Here is a 9,561-nt window from a genome sequence, read left to right as displayed (position 1 = left end):
ATGGCATGCCATTGCGTTGCATCGCGTCGTTGCGGAAATCACACACAACTTCGCCATGGGCCCCTTGGGTCCGCGCTCAACGCATGAACGATGTTCGCCCAACTCGCGCTTCCCTATGCGCGACCTCACAAAACCCCTTGTCGGCCCCTGCCGAAAAGCAGCGCCTGCGGCGCCCAATCCTGTAGCAAGCCACAGGCCCTTTCCTGTGGCTTGCGAAAATGATACCTATATCACGCCACCGAGGGAATTTTTTACAAATATTTTTAATCGGGGTTAGTTGGCCCGTTTTATGCTTAAAACCTGGTTCGCGTCAAAATTATGGCGCTCCTCTGGTTGACCTCACAAGCGCGCGACTTGGCCTCAGGGGGCCAGTGCTTGGAAATGAGCACAGTGGCACACTTCGGCTAAACGTTTAATTTATCGAGGAAGCTAAGGGCTGCCTCACCTGCGACCAGCGAAGAGTCAACAGGTAAGGCCAGAGAGCGCAGGCATTGCGCTTTGGAGCTTCCCTGTTGCGCTCTATTTCAGGCGTAAGCCGTCGATTTCAAAGCTCGCTCGGCGAGCAGCTTCACCTGCTTCTCACCTGTCTGAACCGGCTCGGCTCTCCTAGCGACTTCTTCACGTCTCCTGGCGAGCTCGCTTCCTACAACAGACATCCATCCACCAAAGCCTGATCCTCGCGCGCCGTTGCGCATGGGCCAGGCAGAGGAGTTGTGATGTCCGGTAGTGACAAGCAGCAAAGTTCAACCCAATTCGATACTGCGGATAAGGTCAGCATTCATTATTCGGGCGTGGATCATCCCCATCGCGACATCTTTTTCGCGGCGGTGGAGACCACCCGCATGCCGATGATCGTGACCGACCCGCACCAGGCAGATAACCCGATCGTTTTCGCCAACCCGGCGTTCCTGCGCATGACGGGCTTCGAGCGCGATGAGTTGCTGGGGCGCAATTGCCGACTCTTGCAGGGTCCGGGCACCGATCCCTCCACGATCGAAGCGATTCGCCAGGCACTGGCTGGCTCCAAGGAGATTGCGACCGAGATCCTCAACTACCGCAAGGACGGGTCCAGCTTCTGGAACGCGTTGTTCATCTCGCCGGTGTACGACCAGCGCGGTAAGCTGATTTACTTTTTTGCCTCGCAGCTGGATATCAGCCGGCGCCGCGACGCCGAGGAAGCCTTGCGGCAGGCGCAGAAAATGGAGGCGCTGGGCCAGCTCACCGGCGGTATCGCGCACGACTTCAACAACCTCTTGCAGGTAATGATGGGCTACATCGATGCGATCGACGCCGGATTGGAGCAGGAATCTCCCGATCTACCGCGCCTGAGCAATCTGGCCGGTTCGGTGCGCAATGCCGTGGAACGCGCCGCGACCCTGACGTCGCAGTTGCTGTCGTTTGCGCGCAAGCAACACCTGCAAGGGCGCGTGCTCAATCCCAATCGCTTGTTATCCAATATGCAGGAAATGATCGCGCGTGCCCTGGGACCGCATGTCGAGCTCACCATGGATCTGGCAGCCGATCTGCGCAACGCGCGGTTCGACCCGACTCAGTGCGAGGTAGCCATACTCAACATTGCCATCAACGCACGCGATGCGCTGGAACACGCCCCCGAACGTCGCGTTACCATCAGCTCGCGCAACGTCGGTCATCGCAAGTTGCCGCAGGCGGCGGTGGGCCGGATCGCGCCGGGCCAGTACATCGCCATCACCATCGCCGATACGGGCAGCGGTATGCCGCCGGAAGTAGTCAAGCACGTGCTCGATCCGTTCTTCACCACGAAGGAAGAAGGCAAGGGCACCGGACTGGGTCTGTCGATGGTCTACGGCTTCGCCCGCCAATCCGGGGGTGGCTTGCATATCGCATCCACGCCGGGCGAGGGTACAGTCGTTACCTTGTTCCTGCCCGCGTCATCGGATGAAGCATCGGCCGACGCCGAACGTGGCACGGGCGCGCAGCGCGCCGCCGATCGGGGCGGCAGCGAGCGCCTGCTGGTGGTCGATGATCGCCCTGATCTTGCAGACATGGCCAAGATGCTCCTGGAAGACCAGGGTTATGACGTGGTCGCGCTCACCAGCGCCGAGGAAGCGTTGGAACGCCTGCGTGGCGATGAGACATTCGATCTGCTGTTCACCGACCTGGTCATGCCTGGGCAACTCAACGGCGTGCTACTAGCGCGCGAAGCCCTCGCCCTGCGTCCGGGCCTGCGTATCCTGCTGACCACCGGCTTCGCCGACGCCTCGATCGAGCGCACGGATGCTGGCGGCGACGAATTCGACATCATTCACAAACCCTACGGCCGCACCGACCTGATCCGCAAGATACGCGTGGTTCTGGATGGGCCGACCGGGGTAGGGTGACTGAGCGAGGAGCGAGTGGCCAGTAGTGAGGGCGCACGGTTGCAGGTTCCGGTGGCCTGCGAGCTCGCGAAAGCGCCTCGCGGCCTCGCAGCTTGCCGCGGTCGCCCAGACTTGCGCCCTCGCCCCCCGCACAAACAAAACCCCCGGCAGCAAGCTGCCGGGGGCTCCATCACAACCGCCACGAATCAACTCACTTCGGTGCGTTGACGAACTTCTTCCACGCCGTGAGCAGGTTGTTCGCGTTCACCGAGCCCAGGCCCGTGGCGAAGCTCCAACCCGGCTGCGCGTTATAAGCGGCCACCTTGTCGTTGTACTTCTTGGCATTGGTGGAGGTCAGGCCGATCTGCACGGCGCCGAACAGGCCCTCGAAGTTCTTCAGGTTGCCATAGAAGTAGCAATCGGGCGTGACCACATCCGGCAACTGCTGGATGCACTGGGTGGAGATGCCGCCGCGTGTGATGTTGTGGAACACGCACTTGCCCGTGCCCTTGGTGCCGTTATCGGCGCTGCACTTGTCCAGTGTGTCCGGCGCGGTGCCGGTCGGACCGCCGAACTCCTGCGCGGCCAGCGCGTACAGCGTGGGAGCTGCATTGCCCTGGAACGCCGACAGACCCTTGTCAGACAGGCCCTGATCAACCAGCGCCTGGATACCGGCAAACATCGGTGCCGATAGCGAGGTGCCGCCTTCCAGGTATACCGGCGAGGTGAAATCCTTCACGCAGGGATACAGGTCGGTGCAGATGATCACCCAGGAATAACCGCCGTACGATCCGGCGAAGAGCGACACGTCCGGCACGTCACGCGACTGATCCTTCGCCGCGCCATGTACCAGGCGCTGCCATACTGGCTTGGCGTCGACCGACGATGGGCCACCGCTGCCCGATTCGGAAAGCGCGTAGTAGCCATCCGGGTCGTAGGTCAGGTACTGCTTGCAGAACGACAAAGCGTCCGGCAATCCCAACGACTTGGCTGCCACATCGTTGCCGCATGACTCGTTCCATGGAATTTCCGGCACATAGGATTTGGCCGAACCGTAGCTGTCGTCGTAATTGGCGTTGAAATATTTCTTGGTGGTGCCGTCGAGCACGTCGGCCGTATCGGTGCCGCCAACCGTGGTCACGTTCGGCGATGTGCCGAACGAGTTGGCATCCACGCCGCCGCCATTAATGATGAAGCCGTTGAAGCTCGGGTTGGAGCCCGAGTCGCCGCTGGACACGAAGACCGAAATGCCTTCGGCATCGGCCTGAGCCCACATCAGGTCAATCGCCGTCTTGCTGGCGGCATCGGTGGAGCCTTCGCCGTAGCCGTAGCTGGCGCTGATCACGTTGGGGCGTTGGTCGCCATTGATCAGGTTGGTCGCCGCCGTGAATACGCCACCAAAGAAGTTGTTGCTGTTCGAATCGTCGCAGCTGGCCACGACAATGTTCGCGCTGGGCGCCATCGCGGTGGACCACTCGGCATCGAGCACCGTTTCGGTGCCGTCTTCTCCGGGGAAGGCGATGTTCGGGTCGATACAGTTGGTGAAGCCATCGGCCTGAGGCTGAATCTGCGAGAACGTGCCGCCATAGCCGTCGAGCTTGAACTGGCTGACGAAGTTGGTCCAGTCCGACGGGACCATCGACTCATCCTCGACCAGCGCGATGGTGATGCCCTTGCCGGTGATGCCGGCGGCATGCAGCGTGTCGGCACCGTACATCTTGGCCAGGTCGGAGGGAGAGAAACCACGCGAGCCATCGGTGAAGTTCACTGCTTGCGGCGTGACCTGGGCCTTGAGCTGGCGGCTCGCGGCAGGGGTCGGTTGCTTGGTATTGAACAGCTTGCTGGCATTGTTGAACTGCGCCAGCTTCTCGGCCACGTGCTGGGCCTTGGGCCGGATGTCGTTGAGGCCGGCTACGCCTGTGACCACATCTTTCAGTGCGGTGGGCACGCTGATGTCGCTGGCGTTGGCGATGTGGCTGACGTTATTGACGGTGAAGCGTGTTTCCTGGGTGTGGAAGGCACGCTTGACGGCACCTGCGTTACCGCTGAAATCGATCTGCAGCTTGTTGGCGTAGACGCCATTGACGGTAAAACCCTGGTTCTTCAGCCACGAGGTCACCGCGGCCACGTCGGCATCGCTGACACCGAAGCGCTTGCCGTATTGCTGTGGCGTGATCCACTGGTGGAATTTTTTCGAACCCGGATCGTGCTGAGCCTCGATCAGCGCATTGAGCGCAGCCGTGCGCTTGGCGCTGGGCTTGAGGATCAACTGCATATGGTTCATCGGTGTCGTGTCATCGACGGCCGTTTTTTGCGCCGAGGCAACAAAGGCCAGATGCGTATTGGCAAGCGCGGTCGTGGCGCGTGCATCCACCGTCTGCGTGACGCGTGGTGCTTCGCTGGTGTCGATGTCGGCCAACGTCGCATTTTGTACGGTTGAAGTCTGCGCCATACCGACCACCGGCAACGCGGCAAGTGCCGCGGCGATCGATGCAGCCATCACAAGCTCGTTTCTCATGAGTCACTCCTGAAACAAAATGAAAAAATCGAGTCCCCCTGTGATTTGCAAGACGAATTTTTTGTCGCTGACTCCCCAGTGTTGTGCTGTCTATCCCCTGCGCGTGACACATGACATCGTCATGTGCGCGCCGTTGCACCGGTATTGCACCGGATCGTTTGATCATGCGCCTGCACGGCAGAGGCCGTCCAGGGACAAAGGGTGTGCACAGCGCACAAAAAATGCGCTTGGTGATGAAACTTTGCATGTATACCGATTTGGACGTCCAAACGCCGATCACGATTAATCGTAATATATTGCGATTAATCGTGATGCGAGTCGTGCGTTGGTAGAGCACCAGTCCGAGCAGTCGAGGCAAACGATAAGATTGCGAGCTGGTCTCGAGGTCTTGCAGGTTTGCGGTCACCTGCAATCACGGGCCCGTGTTCAAATATTGATCGCTGTAGCCGACGCTTCGCGGGTTCTCCGGGGCCTTCCGGCTCAGGCCGCCATCACTTGCGTGGCCGCACGGGCCAGGAATCCGCGGCGGGATTCGCCGTGCTCATGGGCAAAACTATCAATCGACATCGACAGTCGTTCGGGAAGGGTGATGTTGATGCGAACGGCCTTGCCATTCAGCTTGGCAAGGTCTACGTTAGCGAAGGCCCACGCCCAGCCTTTGAACTCGCGCCTGCCGCTCAGGGCTTGGATGGGGGACGGCTTCGGCAGGGCTTCGCCACGCTCGATATAGTCCTCCAGGATCATCAGAATGGCCGTTTCCGCGTTGGCAATAGCCTCGTCGATTTCATCGCCCACGCTAAACGCCCCCGGAACGTCGGGGACAACAACGCCATAGGCCTGACTCTCGTCGCCGGTTTCGATAGCAATGGGATAACGCGTCGTCGTGAAAGTCCTTGTCTTGCGGTTCGTGCCGGCCCTTACAGGCCAGCTTGCTTCTTGATCGCGCGCACTGTCCCCGGCGGGAGATCTTTTTTCGGACGGGGACAATGACCGTGACGTGGACTGCGTTGCGTTACTTGTGGTGGCTTCCGTTTGAGCTGACTAAATGAAAGGCCGCCGCCACTGGCAGCCTTATCGGTTCCTTGCTGCTCATGAGCTTCCTGCGAGTGTGATGTGTATCGTACACGCGAGTGCGTGAATCAAGGTACCGACGAAAAAACCCGCCTTGCGGGCGGGCTAGTGGATGCTGGTCACGGATTGACGGTGATCCATGAAGAAGCGAGGTTATGTGCCGGGCTCTTGAGTCATCCAGGCAAAGTTACGTTTGCGGCGTCTGGAGGCATTAACTGCCCAAGGGCGATTTCCCATCCAGATTCACTTTCCCGCCGTCCCATCCACCACGTCGATCTGCGTGATGTTGCGAATCCAGCGGGCGGGGCGCTTGTCGCCGGGGACGATCAGGCGATAGGGGCCGTCTTTGTCCAGCGGCTGACCGTCCTTGCTATCGGCGAGGATGACGCGCGTATTGCCGAAGTTCGGGTCGAGTTCGGCCACGCTGAAGACGATCTGATAGCCGTCGGAAGCGGTGATACGTACGAAGGTGGCAAGATTGCGTCCGCGCAGCGATTGGCCATGTGGCACCGATTGCGCCAGCACATCCTGCAAGGCCACGCCGCCCCATTGGCTGGGCTTGTCTTCATGGGCTGCTGCCGTGGCCTGGGTCTGGGGCATGGCGTCCAGGGCCTTGCGATCCAGCGTGCGGGTCTTGCCGCCAGCATGGAGAGTGATCGAAGCCGATGCGCTAAGTGCGTCGGCATGAGCCGGCAGCCATGACAAGGCCACGCACAGCATTACGGCAAGACAAGTCTGACGTGGCAGGCGCATCGACATCGGCATATTCCCCTGACGTGGCATCGTGCCATCGGACCGGCCGATCATAGCGCCAGCCGTGACGTCACTTTGCTGGCTCGGCCAACGGCTTGCCCTTGTCGACGATCCATGTGGAGACCGCCGTACCGCCCTCCGTGCCAGGGGCGGCCATGAGGCTGTGCACGGCTCCGCTGGCGTTGAAGAAATGATCGCCGGCCTTGAGTACCTGGTCGGGCTTGCCCTGTGTCTTGAGGATCAGGTTGCCCTTGAGCACGTAACCGGATTCGTCGCCATGGTGGCTGTGCCAGCCGATCACTGCGCCAGCGGGCAATTCGGCGGTGCCCAGGATGATTTCCTTGCCATCCACGCCGGTCTGGTCATGCCTGTCCAGCACGGTGCGCCTGGCTTGCGGCGGCGCCGTGGTGTCGGCCAGCGCCACCGATGCGGCAGCGAGCAGCAGGAGGGAAAACGTGCAGGCCATCGCGCGACGGTTCATGGCGTCTCTCCGGAAGGATGTGGCGCATCGTATATCCGGCGTGCGGCCATGCCTGTTAGCCAATGGTCGAGGAGCGAGGAGCCCATGAGTTAGGAGCTTGAAGCCAGGACTGAGTGACTAGGAGTGAGTAGAGCGAGCGGGCAGTAGCGGGAGCGCTGCGGTGTGGGTGACCGAATCCCCCTGGCAAAGAGAGCATCTCGCGGCATGGTGGCCTACCGCAGTCGCTCCTCGCCCCTTCAGGGAGGAGCGAGGGCGCTGCGGTGCGGGTGACCGATATCTCCCTGGCAAAGAGAGCATCTCGCGGCACCGTGGCCTGCCGCAGTCGCCCGGGCTTGCGCCCTCGCGACTCATCCCTCGCTCCTCTTCCGCCTCAGCGCATGCCGCCGCCGGCATAGAACTTCTCGCCGCTCAGCCAGTACGAATCATCCGAGGCCAGGAACGTAGCGATCGAAGCGATATCGTCCGGCTGACCGATGCGGCCCAGCGGGGTTTGCGATACGGCCATGTCGTTGAAGTCCGAACCGATGAAGCCGGCGGCGCGCGCGCCTTCGGTTTCCACCATGCCGGGGTTGAGCGAGTTGACGCGGATCTTGCGTGCGCCCAGTTCCTGCGCGAGCACGCCGGTGATCGCATCGACCGCACCCTTGGTGGCGGTATAGACGGAGCCGCCAGCCGGGAACAGACGGGTGACCAGCGAACCGACGTTGATCACGCTGCCGCCCTCGGTCATGTGCTTGGCGGCAGCCTGGGTGGTCAGCAGCAAGCCCAGCACGTTAACGTTGAACTGGCGGTGGTAATGCTCCTCGGTGATGGCTTCCAGCGGCGCGAACTCATACACGCCGGAATTGTTCACCAGGATGTCCAGGCGACCGTATGTCTTGATCGCGGCATCCACAAGCCCCTGGGCCTCGGCGCCCTTGGACACATCGCCCTTCACGGCAATCGCCTTGCCGCCGGCGGCGGTAATGGCCTCGACCACGGCATCGCCGCCGGCCTTGCTGGACGCGTAGTTGACAATCACGGATGCGCCCTCGGCGGCCAGCGACTTGGCGATGGCCGCGCCGATGCCCTTGGACGCACCGGTGACGATGGCGACTTTACCTGCGAGCTTGCTCATGACGAATTCCTTGGTTGGAGGGGTAGAGTGCAGCTGAAGGAGTTCTAAGCTCCCATAGTTCGTAACTTATGAACTATGGAACAAAGAATCAAGGGGGGTTAAAATGACGTCATGCGCCCCCTGGTCCACCCATCGATCGAAGACGTCACCGTGGAGGGCATCCTTCATGCGATGTCCGATCCCGTGCGCGCGCAGATCTACATCCAGCTGGCCGGGGCCGAATGCGCGGCCAACTGCTCCAATTTCCTGCAAGTGAGCGACAAGGCGATTCCCAAATCCACCTTATCGCAGCATTTCCGGGCCCTGCGCGAAGCCGGTCTGGTCCGCAGCGAGCGTCAGGGCGTGGAAGTGAAGAACACCACGCGCTGCGAAGAGATCAATGGGCGCTTTCCTGGCTTGCTAGAGGCCATTGTGAAGGCGCACCAGGCGCAATTCGCCCAGCGCTTGTGTGCCGCCAGCAAGGCATCGGTCCCGCCGCCGAGCTGAACCCGGTAGGGTCAGGCAACGGTCCCTGGCATGCCAGCCGGTGCGGTCGCTTACAACATTCCGCGCTCGGCCATCGAGGTCGGATCGCTGGCGCCGATCACCAGGTGATCGAGCACCTTGATGTCCACCAGCTTCAGCGCATCGCGCAACTGGCGAGTGATCGACCAATCCGCTGCACTGGGCTCGGCGACCCCGGAAGGGTGGTTATGCGCGAAGATTACCGCACTGGCGTTGTGTGCCAGGCAGGCGCGCACCACCTCGCGCGGATGCACGCTGGCACTGTCGATGGTGCCGCGAAACAGCTCCTCGAAGGCGAGCACGCGATGGCGGTTGTCCAGATAGATGCAAGCGAAGATTTCGTAAGGCAGGTGCCGCATGCGCGCACTGAGGAAGCGCCCGGTATCGCGCGGATCGTTGAGCGTGGGGCGTGCGATGAGTTCTTCGCCGAGTGCGCGCCGCGCCAGTTCCAGCGCCGATAACAATCGCGCCTGCTTGGCCGGACCGATACCGCTCACCTGCCGCAATGTCTCCGGGTGCGTCAGCAACTGATGCAAGCCGCCGCTCGCCGCGATCAGGTCGCGCCCCAATGCAATCGCATCCTTGCCCCGCGCGCCGTGGCCGATCAGCACCGCCAGCAGCTCGGCATCGGACAGCGCCTTGGGACCGCGTTGCAGCAGCCGTTCACGGGGACGTTCAAGCATGGGCCAGTCGCGGATACTCATCCGCCGAGCTTGGCGTGTGCCCTGCGTATTCGATATGCGACGTGAGGTCAGACTCGTGTCGGCCATGACTGACT

The 9,561-nt window shown here is 61.5% G+C and carries 8 protein-coding genes; 2 read left to right on the top strand and 6 right to left on the bottom strand.

Annotated features, from left to right (window positions below; translation table 11 throughout):
* Positions 1–716: 716 nt before the first annotated feature.
* The gene (locus VF436_RS07945) at positions 717–2,360 is read left to right on the top strand and encodes a histidine kinase famiy protein (RefSeq protein ID WP_330903470.1); all 1,644 of its coding nucleotides are present in this window, start codon (positions 717–719) and stop codon (positions 2,358–2,360) included.
* Positions 2,361–2,550: 190 nt separating this feature from the next.
* On the opposite strand, the gene VF436_RS07940 is transcribed toward VF436_RS07945, so the two are convergent.
* From VF436_RS07940 to VF436_RS07920, 5 genes are all read right to left on the bottom strand, one after another.
* Positions 2,551–4,857, bottom strand: coding sequence for a S53 family peptidase (locus tag VF436_RS07940; protein WP_330903469.1), 2,307 nt, complete (start codon positions 4,855–4,857; stop codon positions 2,551–2,553).
* Positions 4,858–5,337: 480 nt separating this feature from the next.
* A complete protein-coding gene (locus VF436_RS07935; protein WP_330903468.1) occupies positions 5,338–5,844 on the bottom strand; it encodes a type II toxin-antitoxin system HicB family antitoxin in 507 nt (168 codons plus the stop codon).
* Positions 5,845–6,171: 327 nt separating this feature from the next.
* Complete coding sequence (locus VF436_RS07930; RefSeq protein WP_330903467.1) at positions 6,172–6,687, bottom strand: molybdopterin-dependent oxidoreductase; 516 nt, start codon at positions 6,685–6,687, stop codon at positions 6,172–6,174.
* 64 nt (positions 6,688–6,751) lie between these two features.
* The gene (locus VF436_RS07925) at positions 6,752–7,162 is read right to left on the bottom strand and encodes a cupin domain-containing protein (protein ID WP_330903466.1); all 411 of its coding nucleotides are present in this window, start codon (positions 7,160–7,162) and stop codon (positions 6,752–6,754) included.
* 370 nt (positions 7,163–7,532) lie between these two features.
* Entirely contained in the window at positions 7,533–8,279 is a 747-nt protein-coding gene (locus VF436_RS07920; protein WP_330903465.1) for a glucose 1-dehydrogenase, read from the bottom strand.
* A 111-nt stretch (positions 8,280–8,390) separates the two neighbouring features.
* Between VF436_RS07920 and VF436_RS07915 the strand changes: the two genes are divergently transcribed.
* Entirely contained in the window at positions 8,391–8,765 is a 375-nt protein-coding gene (locus tag VF436_RS07915) for an ArsR/SmtB family transcription factor (RefSeq protein WP_330903464.1), read from the top strand.
* Between the two features lie 50 nt (positions 8,766–8,815).
* Here the strand turns inward: VF436_RS07915 and radC are convergent, their stop codons facing one another.
* Positions 8,816–9,487, bottom strand: a complete 672-nt coding sequence (gene radC / locus VF436_RS07910; RefSeq protein WP_330903489.1) for a RadC family protein — start codon at positions 9,485–9,487, stop codon at positions 8,816–8,818.
* Positions 9,488–9,561 lie beyond the last annotated feature (74 nt).

Origin of the sequence: Dyella sp. (genome assembly GCF_036384435.1) — a bacterium.
Taxonomy (GTDB): domain Bacteria; phylum Pseudomonadota; class Gammaproteobacteria; order Xanthomonadales; family Rhodanobacteraceae; genus GSA-30.
The sequence above is the reverse complement of the archived record's forward strand: the minus strand, read 5'-3'. Positions and strand labels throughout refer to the sequence as shown.

What these genes read in the sequence shown, in the direction of transcription:
- VF436_RS07915 (WP_330903464.1), top strand. Translation starts at nt 8,391, where the DNA reads ATGCGCCCCCTGGTCCACCCATCGATCGAAGACGTCACCGTGGAGGGC.
- VF436_RS07930 (WP_330903467.1), bottom strand. Translation starts at nt 6,687, where the DNA reads ATGTCGATGCGCCTGCCACGTCAGACTTGTCTTGCCGTAATGCTGTGC.
- VF436_RS07925 (WP_330903466.1), bottom strand. Translation starts at nt 7,162, where the DNA reads ATGAACCGTCGCGCGATGGCCTGCACGTTTTCCCTCCTGCTGCTCGCT.
- radC (WP_330903489.1), bottom strand. Translation starts at nt 9,487, where the DNA reads ATGAGTATCCGCGACTGGCCCATGCTTGAACGTCCCCGTGAACGGCTG.
- VF436_RS07940 (WP_330903469.1), bottom strand. Translation starts at nt 4,857, where the DNA reads ATGAGAAACGAGCTTGTGATGGCTGCATCGATCGCCGCGGCACTTGCC.
- VF436_RS07945 (WP_330903470.1), top strand. Translation starts at nt 717, where the DNA reads ATGTCCGGTAGTGACAAGCAGCAAAGTTCAACCCAATTCGATACTGCG.
- VF436_RS07920 (WP_330903465.1), bottom strand. Translation starts at nt 8,279, where the DNA reads ATGAGCAAGCTCGCAGGTAAAGTCGCCATCGTCACCGGTGCGTCCAAG.